Annotated in this window: 18 protein-coding genes; 11 read left to right on the forward strand and 7 right to left on the reverse strand. The window is 42.1% G+C overall.

Annotation, left to right across the window (positions count from 1 at the left end; genetic code table 11):
- The first annotated feature begins 78 nt into the window (after positions 1 to 78).
- The 3 genes from Q0502_RS13800 (at position 79) to Q0502_RS13810 (ending at position 1,745) form a co-directional block, all read left to right on the forward strand.
- Positions 79 to 534 carry a hypothetical protein gene (locus Q0502_RS13800; RefSeq protein WP_298651762.1) on the forward strand — a complete coding sequence of 152 codons (456 nt, stop codon included), beginning with the start codon at positions 79 to 81 and terminating at the stop codon, positions 532 to 534.
- Complete coding sequence (locus tag Q0502_RS13805; RefSeq protein WP_298651765.1) at positions 525 to 893, forward strand: hypothetical protein; 369 nt, start codon at positions 525 to 527, stop codon at positions 891 to 893. The genes Q0502_RS13800 and Q0502_RS13805 overlap by 10 nt, the downstream gene beginning before the upstream one ends.
- Before the next feature lie 240 nt (positions 894 to 1,133).
- Positions 1,134 to 1,745 carry an outer membrane beta-barrel protein gene (locus Q0502_RS13810; RefSeq protein WP_298651768.1) on the forward strand — a complete coding sequence of 204 codons (612 nt, stop codon included), beginning with the start codon at positions 1,134 to 1,136 and terminating at the stop codon, positions 1,743 to 1,745.
- A gap of 224 nt (positions 1,746 to 1,969) precedes the next feature.
- Here Q0502_RS13810 and Q0502_RS13815 read toward each other — a convergent pair whose 3' ends face one another.
- Positions 1,970 to 2,728 (reverse strand): copper homeostasis protein CutC, encoded by a 759-nt coding sequence (locus tag Q0502_RS13815; protein ID WP_298651810.1) that lies wholly within the window; start codon positions 2,726 to 2,728, stop codon positions 1,970 to 1,972.
- Between the two features lie 287 nt (positions 2,729 to 3,015).
- On the opposite strand from Q0502_RS13815, the gene Q0502_RS13820 reads away from it, so the two are divergent.
- Together Q0502_RS13820 and Q0502_RS13825 are read left to right on the forward strand one after the other, a co-directional pair.
- Positions 3,016 to 3,426: a DUF5856 family protein gene (locus Q0502_RS13820; protein ID WP_298651771.1), complete on the forward strand. Its 411-nt coding sequence runs from the start codon at positions 3,016 to 3,018 to the stop codon at positions 3,424 to 3,426.
- Positions 3,427 to 3,541: 115 nt separating this feature from the next.
- On the forward strand, positions 3,542 to 4,447 hold the full coding sequence (locus tag Q0502_RS13825) for a glycerophosphodiester phosphodiesterase family protein (protein WP_298651774.1): 906 nt from the start codon (positions 3,542 to 3,544) through the stop codon (positions 4,445 to 4,447).
- A 350-nt stretch (positions 4,448 to 4,797) separates the two neighbouring features.
- Here Q0502_RS13825 and Q0502_RS13830 read toward each other — a convergent pair whose 3' ends face one another.
- The 6 genes from Q0502_RS13830 to Q0502_RS13855 all read right to left on the reverse strand — a co-directional run bounded on the left by Q0502_RS13830 (position 4,798) and on the right by Q0502_RS13855 (position 12,788).
- Positions 4,798 to 5,268, reverse strand: a complete 471-nt coding sequence (locus Q0502_RS13830; protein ID WP_298651776.1) for a thioredoxin family protein — start codon at positions 5,266 to 5,268, stop codon at positions 4,798 to 4,800.
- 90 nt (positions 5,269 to 5,358) lie between these two features.
- Positions 5,359 to 6,171 (reverse strand): acyl-ACP--UDP-N-acetylglucosamine O-acyltransferase, encoded by an 813-nt coding sequence (gene lpxA, locus Q0502_RS13835; protein ID WP_298651779.1) that lies wholly within the window; start codon positions 6,169 to 6,171, stop codon positions 5,359 to 5,361.
- A 20-nt stretch (positions 6,172 to 6,191) separates the two neighbouring features.
- Positions 6,192 to 9,290 carry an efflux RND transporter permease subunit gene (locus Q0502_RS13840; RefSeq protein ID WP_298651781.1) on the reverse strand — a complete coding sequence of 1,033 codons (3,099 nt, stop codon included), beginning with the start codon at positions 9,288 to 9,290 and terminating at the stop codon, positions 6,192 to 6,194.
- Positions 9,291 to 9,301: 11 nt separating this feature from the next.
- Positions 9,302 to 10,366: an efflux RND transporter periplasmic adaptor subunit gene (locus Q0502_RS13845; protein WP_298651784.1), complete on the reverse strand. Its 1,065-nt coding sequence runs from the start codon at positions 10,364 to 10,366 to the stop codon at positions 9,302 to 9,304.
- Positions 10,367 to 10,580: 214 nt separating this feature from the next.
- The gene (locus Q0502_RS13850) at positions 10,581 to 11,933 is read right to left on the reverse strand and encodes a TolC family protein (RefSeq protein WP_298651786.1); all 1,353 of its coding nucleotides are present in this window, start codon (positions 11,931 to 11,933) and stop codon (positions 10,581 to 10,583) included.
- 255 nt (positions 11,934 to 12,188) lie between these two features.
- Positions 12,189 to 12,788 carry a TetR/AcrR family transcriptional regulator gene (locus Q0502_RS13855; RefSeq protein ID WP_298651787.1) on the reverse strand — a complete coding sequence of 200 codons (600 nt, stop codon included), beginning with the start codon at positions 12,786 to 12,788 and terminating at the stop codon, positions 12,189 to 12,191.
- A gap of 276 nt (positions 12,789 to 13,064) precedes the next feature.
- Here Q0502_RS13855 and Q0502_RS13860 point away from each other — a divergent pair, with 276 nt between their 5' ends.
- The 6 genes from Q0502_RS13860 (at position 13,065) to Q0502_RS13885 (ending at position 19,481) form a co-directional block, all read left to right on the forward strand.
- Positions 13,065 to 14,228, forward strand: a complete 1,164-nt coding sequence (locus Q0502_RS13860) for a histidine kinase (RefSeq protein ID WP_298651791.1) — start codon at positions 13,065 to 13,067, stop codon at positions 14,226 to 14,228.
- A gap of 66 nt (positions 14,229 to 14,294) precedes the next feature.
- Complete coding sequence (locus Q0502_RS13865) at positions 14,295 to 15,050, forward strand: LytTR family DNA-binding domain-containing protein (RefSeq protein ID WP_298651795.1); 756 nt, start codon at positions 14,295 to 14,297, stop codon at positions 15,048 to 15,050.
- Between the two features lie 322 nt (positions 15,051 to 15,372).
- The gene (locus tag Q0502_RS13870) at positions 15,373 to 16,140 is read left to right on the forward strand and encodes a polyphosphate polymerase domain-containing protein (RefSeq protein ID WP_298651798.1); all 768 of its coding nucleotides are present in this window, start codon (positions 15,373 to 15,375) and stop codon (positions 16,138 to 16,140) included.
- Positions 16,133 to 16,789, forward strand: a complete 657-nt coding sequence (locus tag Q0502_RS13875; protein WP_298651802.1) for a DUF4956 domain-containing protein — start codon at positions 16,133 to 16,135, stop codon at positions 16,787 to 16,789. The genes Q0502_RS13870 and Q0502_RS13875 overlap by 8 nt, the downstream gene beginning before the upstream one ends.
- A gap of 12 nt (positions 16,790 to 16,801) precedes the next feature.
- Positions 16,802 to 17,500: a DUF2490 domain-containing protein gene (locus tag Q0502_RS13880; RefSeq protein ID WP_298651805.1), complete on the forward strand. Its 699-nt coding sequence runs from the start codon at positions 16,802 to 16,804 to the stop codon at positions 17,498 to 17,500.
- A 37-nt stretch (positions 17,501 to 17,537) separates the two neighbouring features.
- The gene (locus tag Q0502_RS13885; protein ID WP_298651807.1) at positions 17,538 to 19,481 is read left to right on the forward strand and encodes a carbohydrate-binding domain-containing protein; all 1,944 of its coding nucleotides are present in this window, start codon (positions 17,538 to 17,540) and stop codon (positions 19,479 to 19,481) included.
- The last annotated feature ends 201 nt before the right edge of the window (positions 19,482 to 19,682 follow it).

Genomic DNA, 19,682 nt, shown 5'->3' on the forward strand with positions numbered 1-19,682 from the left:
AGGAAGTAACATATTATGACCGACATTCTCGAAGGGAAAAACAGGCCATTATGTTCGGTTCGAACAATTACCTGAACGGTGACGAATGAAAAAGCAATCAATGCAGCAAATGAGTCCACACAGCAATATGGTATTGGGTCCGGTGGGGTCCCCTTATTAAGTGGGACTACCCTGTTGCAAAATAAACTTGAAGCAACTATTGCCCGGATCAAAGTATTTGAGGATGCCATAATTTTTTCTTCAGGTTTTGCTGCCAATCTGGGGGTATTGGTAGGATTGCTGAGTGCAGAAAATATTGTCATCCATGATAAGCTTAATCATGCCAGCTTATGGGAGAAGGTTGTAGATTTTACAGGTATGACTAAAGTATTCGAAGAATTTTATCTTTCTACCCTTGGTAATTCTCAGACACAATTCGAGATTATGAATGAGAATTTTTTCCGGAATATCAATGAGAATCTAAAAGAAAATTCCTTTCTTTTAATTGCGAAAGATCACAGAATGGGACAGTTCATTCTATTGGATTGGTATTAGAGGATAAAGACGCCTTGATCCCTCTCTATATCGGACTAAACTATAATAATTCAGCCAAAGAATTGAAACTGATACATATTAATTCTATGTACCGTGTGATTGAAGAGGCGGTTGAAAATAAAAAAGAAATGGTATGGCTTGGACAAAACAGTAACTATTCCAAGGTCCTTTGCGGAGCATATATCGTGCGGGTATTCTTAGGTTTTTATTCATACCAAAGATTTCTTGGATTTTGTATTAAACACTTATTCGGCCAATTATTTACACCTACAAAGGTCTTACAAAATGTATACAAAACAGAAATTAATGAACAAATTAGGAGTAAATTCCAAGATTTGAATATTTCCACTGTAAATTGAACAAGAAGAGGTAAGCTCTGAATAACAGAGACCTGTTATCCCTTACGAGGGAGTTTGGCATAATAAAGACATATAAAACATCAAAGTTCTTCTGCATACCATTAAAAATATATAATTATTGACAGTTCATACTGTTTATGTATGATTTTTATTTACTTTTGAAAATCAATAAGTAAGGAAATTCATTGCTGGGGCGTATTATCTATGAGAATACATCTAAAAACTTATAAAACAGAATTTATGAAGAAGACAATTTTTATTTATTTGGCAGTTATTACTTACCTATCTTTTTCACCTGTTTTTTCGCAGGAGAACAAAATAGGTGGTCAGTTGGAATTAGGATATGGATTTGGTATTGATGGCGATTTTAATTCCGCCCAAATCTTTATCACTCCATTATATAAACAAAATGAACAACTTTCATTTGGTCTCGGGGTGGGATTCAAATATTATTATGACCCTTCACCTATATTCAATTTAACTAAGCGGGCACAGAGATTAACTAATTTTCCTGTTTATGCGGTAGTTAATTATAATATACCGATAGGGAGAATGTTTCGTCCATTTTTGAATCTTAAAACCGGCTACGGTATTTCTTCGCAAAAACTTCATTTTGATGATAACATTAACAGGCCCATTGAAGGCAAAGTGGATCTTCATAATACTGGAGGTTTTTTTATATCACCCGCAGTCGGCGTAGCCTATTCAATCAATAATAAAAACACTCTTCAGCTATCACTTGCTTATGACTTGCAAAAATTAAATGGGGATTTAAGTAATGATAAAGGTGAAAAATATCATAGTTCTTATAACTATGAAAACATTTCGTTACGATTAGGTTTGAGTTTTTAGTCATATTCTTTTGATTTTATTTTCATAGACTGGCAAGAAACAAATTCATTTGCCGACTTTACAAGAAAACTGTCCTCTTCATCTTTGCGGGGACAGTTTTTTTGGAGGACTTGGAAGTCGGTTCTCCTTCCGGTGTTCAGATATGGCCCCACATTCATTGCTCGACCAATTTTTATTACAGGCTCAACTACCGGTAAACTGTAATCAGTAGTAAATAATTCGGCTTATAGAGTAAGATTATTCAGCACTGCTGCCGTGTTTCTTACCAATTCCGAATTGGTGACCTGCTGTTCATATTCGTCGATCACTACCGTGGTTCCTCCCATTTTAATATTGGGATTGCGGTAGATCATGGAACTCTCCACCGCTTTTCTTGCCGAGAGATGAAATTCCTTTGCACCGGTCTCCCTTGCAATGGTAATTATATTGTTCATATTGATACCGCTGCCGGGCATAATGATAATGCGGGCGGCCGCCCTTTGTACCAGCTCTTTCAGGAGCAGAATGCCTTGCTCCGCCTGTTGCCGTTGTCCCGAAGTGAGTATCCGGTGGCATCCTAAAGAGATAATTTTTTCGAGGCTGTCAAAGGGATCGCGACACATATCGAAAGCACGGTGAAAGGTGACGCTCATTCCACCGGCAGCATCGATCAGTTCCCGATTCCGCTCCATATCCACTTCACCCTCTGCGGTGAGGCAGCCGATCACTACGCCGTCGACTCCCAAGGTCCGGGCTGTTTCGATATCTTTCAGCATGATTTTGTGTTCCAGCTCTGAATACAAAAAATCGCCACCCCGCGGACGGATGATCACGTTCAGTTTGATATCGAGTAATTCCCTTGCCAGAGTAATCTCTCCATACGAAGGGGTAGTACCTCCTTCGGGAATGGCCGCGCAAAGTTCCACACGGTAAGCGCCTCCCTTCCGGGCCTCCAGGCAACTGGTCACGGAATTGGCGCATATTTCCAGTCTGTAATCCATTATTTCAACTTTTTTTATTTAACCAAATGGCAGAAATTTATCATACACAAAATCCCTCCCGATTTTGATAAAAGGAGTGATGATCTTTACTGTCTTTATGCGATTGAATACGTAAAGGTAATTATTATAAAACAATAATGCAAAGAGAAAGATGGATTGCCGGAGAATGACCTGAAGTGCTACTGATATATAGATGTAAATTATGTCATATCAACATAATCGATCAAACTGTGAGCACTTTTTTTCGTGCCGGTTGTTAGATAGACATCAAACAACCTAAAAAATAAATTATGAATACAGCAACATTAAAGCAACCCGATGCAAAAGTAAGTTCCGCAAACAAAGAAATTGCGGCTTTTATCGGAGGACTCTTTTCTTTTAATAACAGCTTAAAACTTTATCACTGGAATGTAACAGGCAAAGGCAGTTATGCCCAGCATATTGCACTGGACCAGGCCATAGGTAGTTTATCGGATATAACCGACCGGCTCACCGAAACGTCTTACGCGTTGAAGGGTGATCTGAACATTGTAATCCCTGAGACTTCCGTTCCGGACGATATTGTAAAGCACGCGTCTGATTTCTACAAATATGTGGAATCCACTCGTGAACTGTTCAGTGAAGATTTTTCGAAATCGATCCTCGACGATTGTCAGGAGACAATTCAACAGCTTCTTTACCGGCTGACCAGATTGCAATAACCCACCGGTGAAAAGAACGGAAAGAAGAAAGATTATTAGTTTTTTCTATCTTTATGTTATAATTTTGGGGAGTATTGTATATTACAATACTCCCCGGATAATTTATAAAATAGCTATGACAAAAATCAACAACAATCCGCTCTTCCTGATCTCTCTTTTTTTGGTTTTCCTGCTTTCTTTGAACAGTTGCAAAACACAGGGAGGTGAAGAAAATTATATTAAATTTAAAAAGCTCAGGGATACGCATCAATACTTTGCTTACAAAGCGGATAGCTCAATATTGGTAAGCGGGCACAGAGGCGGCCGGGAGCCCAATTATCCGGAGAATAGCATGGAGGGATTTCAGCATGTGTTGGCACAAATGCCTGCTTTTTTCGAGATAGACCCCCGTCTGACCAAGGATAGTGTGATTGTACTTATGCACGACGCCACCCTGGACAGGACTACGGATGCAACCGGTAATCTGTCTGATTATACTTTGTCCGACCTGCAATCGGTAAGGTTAAAAGACCATGAAGGAAATGTTACATCCGCCAAAATACCTACACTTGAAGAGGTGATCAGATGGAGTAAAGGTAAGACCGTTATTAACCTGGATAAAAAAGATGTACCGCTCCATTTGATCGTGGAGTTGATCAGGAAACATAAGGCGGAAAAGCATGTAATGCTTACAGTGCATACGGGAGCACAAGCAAGATATTATTCCGACAGGTTGCCGGGAATCATGCTGTCCGTTTTCGCGAGAAATGATGCTGAGTTTGAAGATATCGCCATTTCCGGCGTTCCCTGGGAAAATATGATCGCCTATGTGGGACAGACTATTAATGATTCCAACCGACATATTGTGGAACAACTGCGGGCCAAAGGTGTCAGGTGTATGGTTTCCTATGCTCCGTCACTCGATAGGTTGAGGACAGCCGGGGAAAGAGAATCTGCCTATCGGGAAGCAATCAGAATAAATCCCGACATCATTGAATCCGATTATCCTGTTGAAATATGGAAAGTACTGAGGGATGATTGATCCGTCTCTCTTTATATCTCCCTGTTTTGAATAAATGTCGATGGTAAGTATTCTTGTACTATTTTTAACGTTACTCGCGATTCCTCAAAAATTCAATAAATTTAGACTATTGCTTAACGAAATAGTTATTCCTTTATTAAACTACCCGACAATCCCCCGATTAATCCTCCATAGACACAATTTACCCAACATTCGGAAGAGAGAGGAAGTGTGCCGTAATATATTCCCCAATGATACCAGTATATGTAACCGATAATTAATCCTGATAACACACAAACAAATACGAATATGTTTGGTTTTAAGGATGAATTATTTGTTTTCTGATTTTTTCTGATATAAGGAATTGTTTCTTATTTGTTTCTTGATTCGTCATAAGAGTCTATGCTATAAATTTTTCTCATTCTTTGGAAGATGTTTGCTAAATTTTTATATGGCACTACGCCCATGATCCTTTTTATTTCTTTATTTCCCTTAAAAACCAATATATTAGGAACGCCGGAGACATTATATTCATAAAAAGGCCCGGGGTTTTTGCTTACATCTATGGCGTAAAAACAAACCGGTTCCTGATTACTTTCAATCAGCCTTTCAATATTAAATCTCACTTTTTCGCAGAGTTCCGAACTGCTGTCATGAAAAAACACAAAATAGAGCTCTTCATCATTAAATTCGATTTCCTCAAGCTCAATTAAACTAGTATTTACTGATGCCATTGGCATTTGTTTAAGCTTGACGTCCGCAACAATAACAGTCAGGATATAAAATACCACTATTGCAATGATAAAATACCAGGGTTCCAGTTTAAAAACACGATTCAACATATTCGATGTTTATTAGAATGGTTATTAAAAACTCACTCACAGATATTTGATTATCCATGGTAGAACGGCCTGCGCTGCGGTTATACCGGTTTAATAGGATAGAGCAGGTACATCTTTACTGTGCTGTTCCGGCGGTCCCTTCATAATTCCGCGTGAAGAGCTGCGTACGAAAAGCAAAATATCATCGCGTTCTTTTGTGACGGGGAATTCGGTTTCAATGCGTTCGAGGGCTTGCGACGTGTTCATACCCATCAAATAGAGATAACGGTAAATATTCCGAATGTTTTCTATCTGCCCGTTGGTATAATTTCGTCGTCGCAATCCCACAGAGTTGATGCCTGTATATGAAACGGGATCACGTCCCGCTTTTACGAAAGGAGGTACGTCTTTGTTTATTTTCGATCCTCCCTGGATCATTACATGCGAACCGATATGCGTAAACTGATGAACCAGTATACCGCCGCTTAAAACAGCATGATCGTCGATAACAACTTCTCCTGCCAGTTGTGTCGTATTGGCCATGATTATATTGTTGCCCAGTATACAATCGTGTGCGATATGGCAGTAAGCCATAATCAGGCAATTGTTCCCTATAATGGTTTTACCTTTGGCGATGGTTCCCCTGTTGACGGTCGCGAATTCCCGTATGGTCGTATTGTCGCCGATAATGGCAAGCGTCTCTTCTCCCCTGAATTTAAGGTCCTGTGGAATGGCACCTATCACTGCCCCGGGAAAGATATGGCAGTTTTTACCGATTCGCGCGCCCTTCATAATTCTCACGTTGGAACCGATACGGGTTCCCTCTCCGATGACAACATTTTTATCGATGGTGGCAAATGGCTCTATCTCGACCGTTGGCGCGATGTTTGCATCGGGATGAATGTAGGCTAAAGGTTGTTTCATTTTTGGGTTTGTTTTTTCTTTCATGTCGTTTTTAATCTCATTTTAATGAATGCTTTTGCCTGTTCGGCAATCGCGTAAACTACGGGTACCACTACAAGCGAAAGCAGCATTGAACTTAGCAGTCCGCCAATCAGCACCCATCCCATACCACTTTTCCATTCGCTTCCCGCACCGTGCGACAGGGCAATAGGCAACATCCCTATTACGGTAGAGATGGCGGTCATCACGATGGGACGGAGCCGGAGCTGTACTGCCTCTGTCAACGCATCGTGGATATCTTTGCCTTCCCTGCGCAGGTGATTGGTAAAGTCGACCACCAGAATGGCATTCTTAAGTACCAGCCCTACCAGCATAATAATACCGAGCAGACTGAAAATGCTAAGCGCCTGCCCTGTCAGGGCCAGCGCCAGCAAAGCGCCGATAATAGAGAGGGGAATAGAGAAAAGTACCACGAAAGGGTGCAGGAAACTTTCATATAATGCCACCATGATCAGGTAGGCCAGTACGATGGCGATCAGTAAAGCCGTGCCCAGGCTGCCGAATGCATCTTCCTGGTATTTGAATTCCCCTTCGGGTAGCCAGGTAACGCCTTCCGGAAAATCCGTTTTTTCCAGAAAGGAGATAACATCATTTCCGACATCTCCCACGGCTCGTCCCAGTGCCTGCGATTCGAGCATTACCGACGATATACGCCCGTAGCGCTCGAGTTGCGAAGTTCCGGTTTCTTCCGTGACGGAAGCAAATTGTTTGAGTTTCACCGTTTGTCCGGCAGCATTCATAAATGTCAGGTTCTCCACATCTCGGATGGATTGCCGGTTAAAAGCATCGAGACGCACGTTGATATCGTACTCAAAATTTTCGCTTTGGAATTTACTGTCGCTGTTTCCGCTAAAGGAGGTGTAGATGGTGGCGCCCACCGTTTCGGGTGATAATCCCAGCCGTGCCATTTTTTCCTTATCCGGTCTGATCACCACTTCGGGATTTCCGCTTTCGATGCTTAGCCTCACATTATTCGCTCCGGGGATTTCACTGATCTGCCTGCGTATTTGTTCGGCAAAAACCATCAGGGTATCCGTATCAGACGACTGAAAGACAACCTGGATCGGCGCTTCGTCGGCACTTCCGACAAGGCTTACCACGGCCGATTCTACTTTCACGTCGGTAAAGGTTTCATTCAGTTCGTTTTCCAGCCTTTTCACAAAAACATTCGACGAAATGTCCCGTCTTGTTTTATCCACCAGTTTGATATTGATCTCGGATTGGTAATTGCCGCTTTGCGTCGCGAGGAACCCCGATCCGCTGCCAATAGATGAGTAAATCCCGATTACTTCGGGTTTTTTACTGATGGCCTCTTCTATCCTGCGTGTCATCAGGTTGTTCTGTTCGATGGTGTAATTTTTCGGATATTCCACTTTCACGATGCATTCGCCCGTGTCGCCTATATTCATCAACTCGCTGCCGATAAAACCGCTGGCGAGTAGCATCAGTGAACCGGCAAACAGCAGGATTGCGACGACCATTGTGATCCATTTGCGGCGCAACGACCATTGAAGAAGCTGTTGGATGGCATTCGAGAAGGCGGTCATTCCCTGTTCGAAACCACCGATGATCCTGCCCCATCCTGTCTTCCGGTCGAGGGTTTCGAGTTTGGAGAAACGCGAGGTAAGCAGGGGAACGACAGTAAAGGCCACCAACAGGCTTATCGAGATCGAAATAACGATCACCATGGCAAACGGTGCGATTACCGGCGATATAATGCTTTGGGACAGTGCAACAGGAAAGAACACCACCACGAGCACCAGGGTAATGGATATTACGCTCAGCCCGATTTCACGTATACCGTCGACGGTTGCCTGCAAACGGCTTTTCCCCATTTCCAGGTGGCGGTATATATTTTCGAGTACCACGATGGCATCGTCGATCAGCGTACCGATCACCAGCGAAAGTGCCAGTAATGTGAGCAAGTTGAGGGTGTATCCCAGCAGTTCCATCCCGATGAAGGTGGAAATAATGGACAAGGGTACGGCGACCATCACGATAACGGCATTGCGTATGCTATGCAGGAAAAAAAGCATGACGAATGTTACCAGGATAACAGCCAGTATCAGGTCGAACTGTACCGAGTCGGCAGCATCGATGATGATCAGCGAACCATCCTGCGGAATAGAGAACTGCATGTTCGATGCAGCATAACGATTCTCGAGTGATGTGATCTCTTCCTTTATTGCATCGCATACGGCAACAGTATTGGCTCCGTCCTGTTTTTTGATCTGGATGCCTACAGCCGGTTCACCGTTCACACGATATAGTGTGCCGGCATCCTTCTCCGTGTCGATGATCTCGGCTATATCCTTCAGTTTTATCAGAGAACCGTCACTCCGTCCGGTGATCACCAGATCGGCGATTTCCTGTATCTGCGTAAATTTTGCAGACATACGTAACATGGTCTGGTTGCGGTCGGTCGTGATCTTTCCCACGGGAAAATCGAGATTCGACGCCTGAATGGCATTTACCACCTGCAGGATGGATAAATTGTAATTATCCAGTTTATCGTGATTCACGTTGACCTGTATTTCCCGTTCCGATGTTCCCAGAAAATCGATCTCAGCCACTCCTTCTATTTTTGCAAATGCCGGTTTGATGCGGTAATTCAATTCATCGAACAATTCCGTTGCAGGCATATCGGCCCTCACGCTCAGCACCATGACCGGCAGGGCGTTTACCGACAGTTTCGTGACGGTAGGTTCCAATACCTGAGGCGGCAACAGGCTGCGGGCTGCCTGAATTTTCCGTACTGCATCGTTCACGATGGGATCGACGTCGGCATTGATTTGCAGTGTAACCATCACGATGGAAACGCCTTCCTGAGAGATGGCACGGATGACGTCGATACTGGGTAATCCCGAAAGGGCTTCCTCGATAGGTTTGGACACGCTGTTTTCCACTTCAACGGAACCTGCACCGGGATATGCGGTTACCACCGTAAAGACCGGAGAGCTGAAGTCGGGTATCAGTTCATATTTCAATGACCGGTAGCTCAATATGCCCAGGAATGCGAGCACGGTAAACACGACGATCACAAGGGTGGGGCGTTTTACAGATAATTCCGATAGATTCATTGTGATGATTTTTATTGCTTTAGGATTCTTATTTTACTGCCGTCTTCTAAATTGATCTGTCCGGAGAGGACGATCCTGTCGGTTTCCGTTACACCTTCGGTTACCAGGACTTCGGCCTCGTTCAGTGTATGGCCTTTTACCTGCCTGGAGACCACGGTATCATCACTGACGATAAACACTTTTCCATCCCTGACACTGCCGACGATACATTTACGGAGAATAATGAGTCCGTCGTCACCGCTATCGCTGGTGAAAACAGCTTTTCCGCTCATTCCCGCCCGCAATAATCCGCCGGGATTGTTCAATTCCATTTCTACTTTGTAGCGTCCCGAGAGATCCGGTACGGTACTTATGCCGCGGATGTTCCCCGTGAAAGAGTTTTCCGGAGACGCATCAATGAAGATTTCGGCTTTCCGTTCCCTGCCGAGCGTCCGCACGTCTTCCTCCGCCATATTTACCGTGAACACCATCCTATCCTGTTCTGCGATCGTGAATACCGGAATGGAAGGCAACAGGGTTGCGCCTTTTTCTACCAGGCGGTTTGCAATCACCCCATTGACAGGAGAGCGGATAGTGGTATTCTCCAATTGCTTTTTCGATGCCGTGAATTGGGCCTGCGCATCCCGGTATTTCAGTTTTACAGCTTCCAGTTGTTGTTGTGTCACAGCTTCGCCTTCCGCCAGATTGTCATAGCGTGCCAGGTCTTTTTCCGCATGTTCCAGGTTGGTTTTCGCCAGTTGGAACTGACTTTCTACCAACTCTTTTTCCACCGTGACAAGAATTTGTCCGGCGTACACTTTATCCCCGATATTCCCATTGACCGACAATATATTTCCGGCTGTTTCGGAAAGGATTGTGATTTCGGATCCGGAGGTCAATACACCGTTTTCCGTAATACGTTGCGAGATGCTTTGTCTTTCCGGAGTAATAACTTCCACCGGGACGACCATGCTGTATTGTTGCATGGTTTGCAGTTCGTTGTCTAACCGTTTCTTGTTGTTGACCAGTTGAAGGATCCCCAGAGCTGCTACAGCAATAATGATCCCTGTTACGGCATACTTTTTAATTCGTTTCATTTGTATATTTGTTTAGAGTAAAGAATAAAGAGCAAAGAGTAAAGACAGATTTGTTGATTTATCGATTTACTGATTAGCAGATTAATTACCTTTCCACTTTTCCATCATATCACCTTCTTCTTTATTATTTATTTGATATATTGATGTTTATATCGTAATCTTCTGATTTCAGTCTTTAAATCTTGAATCTTAAATTTTGAATCTTGAATCCGATTCAATTTTCAATTATAAAAAGCATTTCTCCTTTTACTTTCTTCATCTCCACTTCAGCATTTTTCAGTTGCATCAATGCATTAGAGTAGGAGAGGTGTGCTTCGGTGAGTTCGTTCTCCGACATCATCAGATCGGACAGCGAAACGACCTGTTGCCGGTATCCCTGTAAACTGACGTCGTAAATCTCTTCCGCGACCTGTATGTTCTTTTCCTGCCGGCGCAGGATTTCCAGACTGTTCTTATACTGGTTCAGGGCATCGACAAGTTCTTTGGAGAAATATTCCAGTTGGTTTTCCCGCGCGTTCCTCAATTGCATCAATTCCAGATCGTATTGTTTTATTTTCGATCGTTTCTCAAAACCATCGAAAAGCGGGATAGTCAGGTTGATACCCACAAATCCGACCCTGAAGAATTTATCATTTCCTCCTTTGAAAAAATCGAATTCGTTACGTTGTCCCTGATAATAGAATTCTCCGAAGCCGGTCAATGTCGGCAGATAGGATTGCCGGATCGATTTCCGGGTAAGTCCGGTTATTTCGATCTGTTTATCCAGTACCTGCAGTTCCGTTCTCTCCGGAAGCCCAGTCTTGTGGAACAGGTCAACCAGCATATTCTCCTGCGACAAAGCAAAGGTGTCGGACAAAACCACTTCTGTCTCCATGGGTAACCCGATAAGATACTTCAACAGTCCTAATTGGTTGCTATATAGCTGATCCAGATTGTCTATCTGGGTTTGCAGGTTGTCTGCGGCTACTGATACCCTGGAATGATCGGTTTTCCGGATAAGATCGTTCCTGCTTTGCAATTCGGTGATCCCGAGCAGGCGATCCATATTCTTTTTGCTTGCCTCGAGGAGTGAGATCTGTTCACGGGTGGCCTGGCATAAATAGTATAACTGTGACACCTGGAAAATAATTTCTTCTTTTTTCTGTTGCAGGTCTAACTCACTCAGCGTTTCCATCTGCCGGGCAAGCTTCAGCGAAGTAAAATAACTTTGACTGTATAGCAGTTGTGTCGCCCTGAAGCCATTCGACCAATCGAATGTAGTCCCTATTTCCACCGGTATCAGTCCGGTTTGTCCGAATATCTCGCCGGGAATAATCAGTTTCGGGATAGCATAGTAATAACTGAAATTACTATAGGCTTCCAATTGCGGATACAATTTGCTTTCGGCTTCCCGTAAGCGATAGCGTGCTTTCTGCTGCTCCAGTGCAGCATGCTGTACATTCACGTTTTGTTCAATCCCCAGTAGGCAGGATTGTTTCAACGACAGCGACATCTTTGCGTCCTGTCCCGATAGCTGTATTACGACGAAAATAAACAGCATTGTGAGGATTTCCTTTTTTGTCATCATCTTTTTTTTTGTTTTAAAACCGACCAGTCGGTATATGATTATGGAAAACATATTGTTTGATATACATCCATTGTGGTTCTATTATTGAATCAGTTGTAAATTTTATGTTGATTTTGTATTTTAAAACCGACCAATTGGTATGTTGATGTGGAATATGTTGTTATAGGAATCATTTCTGCCTTATTTATAGGGTATTTCCTCAAATTGATTATATATTAAAACCGACCAGTCGGTTTATGGTAGTGCAAAAAAAAATTATACTTTTAAATCATTATACAATCCATTCCAAAGAATCAACAACTCATCCTGTAAATCCCCGATTTGCCCTTGCATAAGCAGCCGCTGGCCGATACCGTCACTGACGTAGACAAATAGGCTGGCAATTTGCACCGGTGTCATTGAACTTTTGATCTCTCCGCGCTCCATGGCCAATTGTATCACATTTTCCCATGCGGATAATTCCCTGTTATGGAGTTGCCTTACCTGTTCCTTAAAACCCGGGAAGAGGTTTATCGCATCAAATGTCAGGGTAATATAAGTGAGATCGTCTTCATCATTCGTATCTTCGAGGAACTCTTTTAGTTGCATGAATTTTTTGTAACTGCTGTCGATATAGTTATGATAAAATTCATAAAGAGAATTTTTACTGAATTTGTCAAAGTCTATATTGAGCATTCTGATATATGTTTCTACTATTTCGAGAAAAAGGCTTTCCTTACTGGGAAAATAATGATAGAATGCCCCTTTGGAGAGTCCGGTACTTTCCACTATCTCTTTCATCGTTACAGCTTTGAAGCTTTTCTGCAGAAAAAGAGCCGTCGCCTTTTTTATTATATGTTCTCTCGAGCCATGCATATAAACCGACTGTTTGGTCTGCAAATATACATACTATTTTGAAATAAAAACTGAATTTTTTCTCTTTTTTGAGAAAAATATTTTTTTTGAAATTATATAACAGAAAAATACCTTTGAAACCAGACGATAGGAACCCGATTGATCTGAAATATTTGGCAGAGGAAATAAAGGTAAGATAAGAAGGTACATCGGATCATCATTATTTCCTAATATACCTTGCGAACCATAGAATGTTCAAAATTTTCTGTTAATTTGCATCATATAAAACCGGAATGTATGAAACGTTCAACGATTATTGTTATTAATCTATTGATAGCATGTATTATAGGGTTGATTATTATCTTTCCCGATTTTACGAGACACATGAATCGCTATGGGGAGGATTTTCAGCCGACACGCGAACAATCATCCCTGGAAAGAGAAAGAATCGGGGGGCAACCTGAACGGATGGTTCCGGATCCAGCAAGAAGAATGCCGCCTTTCGACAATCATCAATTACCTGTACCGCCCTCCCTAAGAAATGCTCATTCCAGGCTTGTGTTTGATTTTGTTTCATTCTTCTTTTTAGCGTTATTTTTGTTATATTTCAATACCCGTAACCTGTTGTTGAACACCGGCCATCAATTGGATGGATGGAAAAATACGGTTGTTTCCATTGGAGGTAGCCTTGTTATTTGTACACTATTTTTAGTCTTTCGTACATTGATTACGGATTTTCCCCGTCAGGCTTTTCATTTGAACGGGATGGATATGTTCAAAACGTTGTCTGCCGGAATCATTACGGTGCTGTACGGTTCAATTATAATATTGATCTACAGGCAGCAGCAAATGAAACTCGAAAATCAAAGCCTCAAGACCGAAAATTTACAGGCTACGTACAACGTGCTTACTGCCCAGATCAATCCGCATTTCTTTTTCAATTCTCTAAATACATTGTCGGCTTTGGTTCGGGAGCAACAGAAAGAGGCGTCACTGAAATACATCAACGAATTGTCGCATATTTTCCGATACGTGTTAAACTCGAACAAGAAAGAACTTGTAGCGCTGCAGGAAGAACTCTATTTTCTGAATGCATATCGTTATATGCTGGAGATAAGATATGAAGATAAGCTTTTTTTCGATATACATATCGATGGAAAATATCTTCGGTATTTATTGCCGGTGTTATCCTTTCAGCCCGTAATAGAAAATATCATTAAGCACAATGTCATTTCGGAAAAGAAACCTCTGACTATATGTATTTATATTACCGAAGAAGAACAACTGGCTATATCCAATCCGATCAGACCGAAATTAGGATACGAAGAAAATACGGGTATCGGACTGAAAAATCTTACCGATCGTTACCGGTTACTTCTGTCGGAAAATATTCTCATAGAAAATGACGGTCGGAATTTTACCGTAAAATTACCGATTGTAGAAAAGACCCGGTTTGAATGACAGTAAATTTTAATTGTATGAAACATTCATGGGTGGCAAATCTCTTGTGTCTAAATTTTTAATCGTATGAAGGCTGTAATCATAGAAGACGAAACCGCGGCTGCGCGTAACCTGAAGGCTATTTTAAACGACGTAGCCCCGGATCTACCTGTGATTGCCGTATTAGACAGTGTGCAAGCGAGTGTCGAATGGTTGAAATCACATGACCATCCTGATATTATTTTTATGGATATACATCTTTCCGACGGAGAGTCATTCCTTATTTTTGAACGAATGGAAGTCAGGTCGCCTGTCATTTTCACAACGGCTTACAACGAATATGCTTTACAGGCGTTTAAAGTGAACAGTATTGATTATTTACTGAAACCCATTCATCCTGAAGAAGTGATGCGCGCTCTTGCCAAACTGAAATTCCTTGCCGGCGGCGAGCGTGATGAGTATGTCCGTCGTCTCGCGAGTCTCTTTCCTCAAAAAAAATATCTGAAAACGCTCCTCATCTCCTACAAAGACACCATTGTTCCTATCGATACGCAGGAGGTCGCTTATTTTTACAGTAAAAACGAAAAAGTACGTGTTTTTACAGTCAACGGAACAGTCTATCCGACTGAAAAATCATTGAATTCGTTGACAGAAATACTTGACCCTGTCTTATTTTTCAGGGTTAACCGGCAGTTTGTCGTCTCCCGGAAATCCGTAAGAGAACTGAATATACGGTTGGGAAGCCGTTTATCTCTTATACTGAATGTAGAAGCGGAGAAAGAAATTCTGATCAGTAAAGAACGGGCTTCGGAACTGAAACATTGGCTGACAATGTTGCGGTAAGATGCAAGTTTGTGAATATTTTGTTTATGTAAAAGCATCCTTTAGGTTGAAGTTGGGGTGATGCGGTGAAAACAATGAAAGCAATGCTGAATCTTTTCCGTTTTACCCCCATAAAAAGCCGCTTCACCCGTTCTCTTTTTCACTTCACCCTCAATATGAATTTTCCGCCCGAATTGGCCTTCTTTTTTTATCCTATTTTTGTAACAAAAATGTAACATGCTTCGGACAAATCCCCCGATGATTATTGGAGACAGTTCCATTAGGCATAGCCGTGATTGAATGATAAGGGGTTATTTTAGTTCTATAAATATAATATAGATACATGGATAAAACGTGCAGGCTGGATTCGTTTGAACGGATTACGCTGGATGAAATGGAAGACATCCGGTTGATGAGACGGATAGATACCAAATATATTCTCCGTTCGGAAACGTTGCCTCATTTGCTGGAAATACTCACAACCGATTATTTTATTCAGCAGGATGCCTTATCCGGGAAACGCTCATTCGAATACTTTACCTTGTATTATGATACCCATGATTATGCCATGTATCATTCGCATCAGAACGGAAAATTAAACCGGTTCAAGATCAGAACGAGGGAATATTGCGATTCACGTTGTTGTTTTCTGGAAATAAAATACAAATCGAATAAAGGGATAACCCGGAAAATACGGATTGATAATAACGGATCCCATTCTATTGATAGCGCCGCTTCAAGAACGTTTATCGATACACGTTCACCTTATTGCTCCTCCTTACTGGAACCCAAACTGGAGAGCTGCTACCGGAGGGTCACCCTGGTGAATAAAGATAAAACCGAGCGACTGACGATTGATAATGACCTGGAATTTCAGAATATCCATACGGGTAAAACGGTACAATTGCCTCGTTTGACCATTATCGAAATAAAAAAGGAACGGTGTCATCCCTCTCTGATTGAGCAAAAAATGAAACAATTACATATCACCCCCTATAAAATAAGTAAGTATTGCCTGGGGACGGCGTTGACCGATCCTGAGATAAAACACAATGCAATTAAACGTAAAGCAATTTATATTCATAAAATAACGGATTTTATCTATGGATAGTATGCCTAATTTTTTCAACGGATACGCGTTGGCCGATCTTATTGTTCGTTTTCTGTTCAACCTGTTTATTACAGGCATTATCGTGTATTTTTTTTACTTCAAAAAAACGAAGAGGCGTGATTACCTGTTTACTTTTTTAATGGTAAGCACCACTATTTTCCTAATGATCTTTCTATTGGATTCGGTAAAAATACAGGTCGGATTTGCATTGGGACTTTTCGCTATTTTCGGGATTCTTCGTTACCGTACCGACACATTACCTGTGCGGGAAATGACTTATTTGTTCGCAATTATTGGTATTTCGGTTATTAACGCTTTGAGTAATGGTAAGGTCAGCGGAATGGAGATGATGTTTACAAATCTTATTTTTATTGTCATGTTCTGGGCGCTGGAGAATAGTAAGAGGCTGAAGCATGTAAACAGCAAACTGATTATTTACGAAAAAATAGAACTGATAAAACCGGATCGGGAAGCGGAGATGCTCACGGATCTGCGCCAGCGAAGCGGCCTGAATATAGAACGTTTTGAAGTGGGTCAGATCGATTTCCTGAAAGATATAGCCTATGTGAAAGTCTATTATTCTACCGGCAATAAACAGAATACAGCGGATAATATCGTGAAACCGGGAAATTTTCTGGATGATTTTTAAATAACAGCTTATATGGCACGAAAAATTATCATCATCTTTTCATTGCTCCTTGTGGTATGTATGTCTCTCCGTTCACAAAACGATGATTTCGGAATTTGGTCGTCTGTTGAAGTAGCAAAAAAATTAAAAAAGATTGAGTTGAACGGAGAGTTTGAATTCCGTATGCAGGACAATCTGCAGAATATCGCACGATTATCGGGGAAAGTGGGGGTGGAATACCGTATCATAAAACCCTTAAAAATAGGAGTGGCCTACCAATATATTCATTTCTATGATGTAGAATATTCCGATTATCAGCCGAGAAATCGTTTTATCACTTATCTGCAAGGACAGCAGAAATGGGGAAATTTCAATTTCAGCCTGCGGGAACGGGTTCAACTCACCACGAGAGACGAGTCGGACAGGATCAAGAGCAACGGGAAGATCGATACATATAAGATGAATCCCGACTGGATATGGCGAAACAGGCTGAAAATCGAGTACGATATTCCGAAATGCAAGATTACTCCCGCAGTATCGGTCGAGAGTTTCTACCAGTTGAACAACCCCGATGGAAATGCGTTCGAAGGCATGCGCTATACGCTTTCCGGTTCATACAAATTAAATAAACAACAATCTCTTGAACTCTTCGGCTTATATGATAAAGAGATGAATGTGAATAATCCCGAAAATCGGTATGTTCTAGGAATAGCTTATATATATTCTTTTTAAGGTAACTGATTTTAACTGTTTAAATTTAATGAACGATATGACTAAAATGAAGTTTCTGTTTTCCTTTGTCTGTATGATGAGTCTTCTTCTTATATCTTGTTCTACCGACGATATATTGGATCCGGACGACTCAAAAGGTATTGATTACGAGGTGAATGAAGATTTTGATACACACAGTAAAGATTCTGTTTTCAGGGAGGCGGTAACAATTGCTTTCTCTCCGGGCGGTATCAGCATTAACAATCCATACTCGGCTAAAGGTGTATCCGTTGTGGAAACGAATGGGCATGTGGTGGTGGCTTCCACCCTTACCGATACCGAAGTAAACTACGTATTATCGGGAAATACCGCCGACGGTTCGGTAAAAATATACAGCGATTATAAATTCGGATTGGTTTTCAACGGAGTGAGTATTATCAATACTGCTGGACCGGCCGTGAATATTCAGTCAGGGAAAAAAGGTTCCGTTCAACTGATTGAAGGCACGTCGAACCGTCTTGTGGACAGCAGTGTTTATCCCCAGAATAGCGATGAAGACATGAAAGGAACATTTTTCAGTGAAGGGCAACTGGTCTTTGACGGGAAAGGCAGCCTACTGGTAATCGGGCGTTATAAACACGCGATATGCAGTGACGATTATATACTGGTCAATAACGGAACGATTACGGTAGAAGTCGCGGCAAAAGACGGTATACATGCTAATGATTATTTTCAAATGGATGGGGGCACGTTGACGGTTAAGGCATTGAGCAACGGCATCCAGTGTGAAGAAGGATATATGGTTATTAACGGCGGAACATTAAAGATAAATAGTACGAACGACGGAATAGCCGCTTCGTATGAGGGAACCGATATAGATCCGTATATTCTGATAAACGGAGGAACGATCAATATCAACACCAGCGGTATAAAAGGAATGGGCATTAAAACGGAAAGTTCTCTTACGGTAAATAACTGTGATGAACTGAATATTTCCGTAGTCGGCAATGGCTCCAAAGCATTCAAGACCGGCGGTGACATGACGATCGTTGAGGGCATAATGACTCTTAATACGACCGGTTCGGCTTTTTATGATACTGACGAGAAAGGCATTTCTTCCCCTACCGGAATTAAATGCGACGGGAATTTCCTGATGAAAGGGGGTAATCTCACGATCAATAGCATCGGTAGCGCGGGGAAGGGGATCAATGTGGACAAAGCGCTTGTAATTGACGGCGGAATACTTTCGGTTGCCACCAGCGGGGGACAATTCAGATACGGAAATGATGATTCTGCTGCCAAAGCCGTTAAAAGCGATGGCAATCTCACGATTAACGGAGGCTCCGTACAAATTAAAACTTCCGGAGTGGAAGCCGAAGGACTGGAAAGCAAAACAACACTTACCATCAATGGCGGTACGATAGAGGTGAATGCTTATGATGATTGTATCAACGCCGCGTCACATATCGGCATTAACGGAGGGAATATATACTGTTACAGTACGACAAATGACGGGATCGATTCTAACGGTACACTAACCATTACCGGGGGAGTGGTCATTTCGGCCGGCAGTACGGCGCCCGAAGAAGGATTCGATTGCGATAATAATACGTTTAAAATTACCGGAGGAACAGTAGTAGGGGGTGGCGGGTCGACCAGTACTCCTTCGTCGAATGTCAGCATCCAACGTTGCGTGATCTACGGCGGATCAGGGTCGGCCAATCAACTGATCAATATACAGTCGGCCGGTACCTCTGTGTTGACATTCAAGATTCCGAGGGCTTATTCCCAAATGGCGTTCTTGTTTAGCAGCAGCGGTTTAAACGCCGGTACAACGTACACTATTTATAAAGGAGGAAACATATCGGGCGGAACAGATTTTAACGGCTTGTATTCCGGTGCGACCTATACGGGCGGGACATCGGCGGTAACGTTTACCACGAACTCGATGGTAACGACAGTCGGCACTTTCACCGGCGGTGGCGGTGGCGGAAGAATGTAATTTTCCGCATTACATCTCAATTTTTTTAGCGAGGTCGGTCAACAGCATTTTTTCCGGGAAAAAAGTTTTGATCATAATTCATGTGATTTATATCGCTTTTTATCTGAATTCCTGTATTTTTGTTATTTAAATCACTACTGGACACTTTAGATCCAGTTGATTTTTAATTGTTTATAATCGAGATCTTTGACATTTTTGTAA

This window comes from uncultured Proteiniphilum sp. (assembly GCF_937873925.1).
In the GTDB taxonomy this organism is placed as follows: Bacteria; Bacteroidota; Bacteroidia; order Bacteroidales; family Dysgonomonadaceae; genus Proteiniphilum.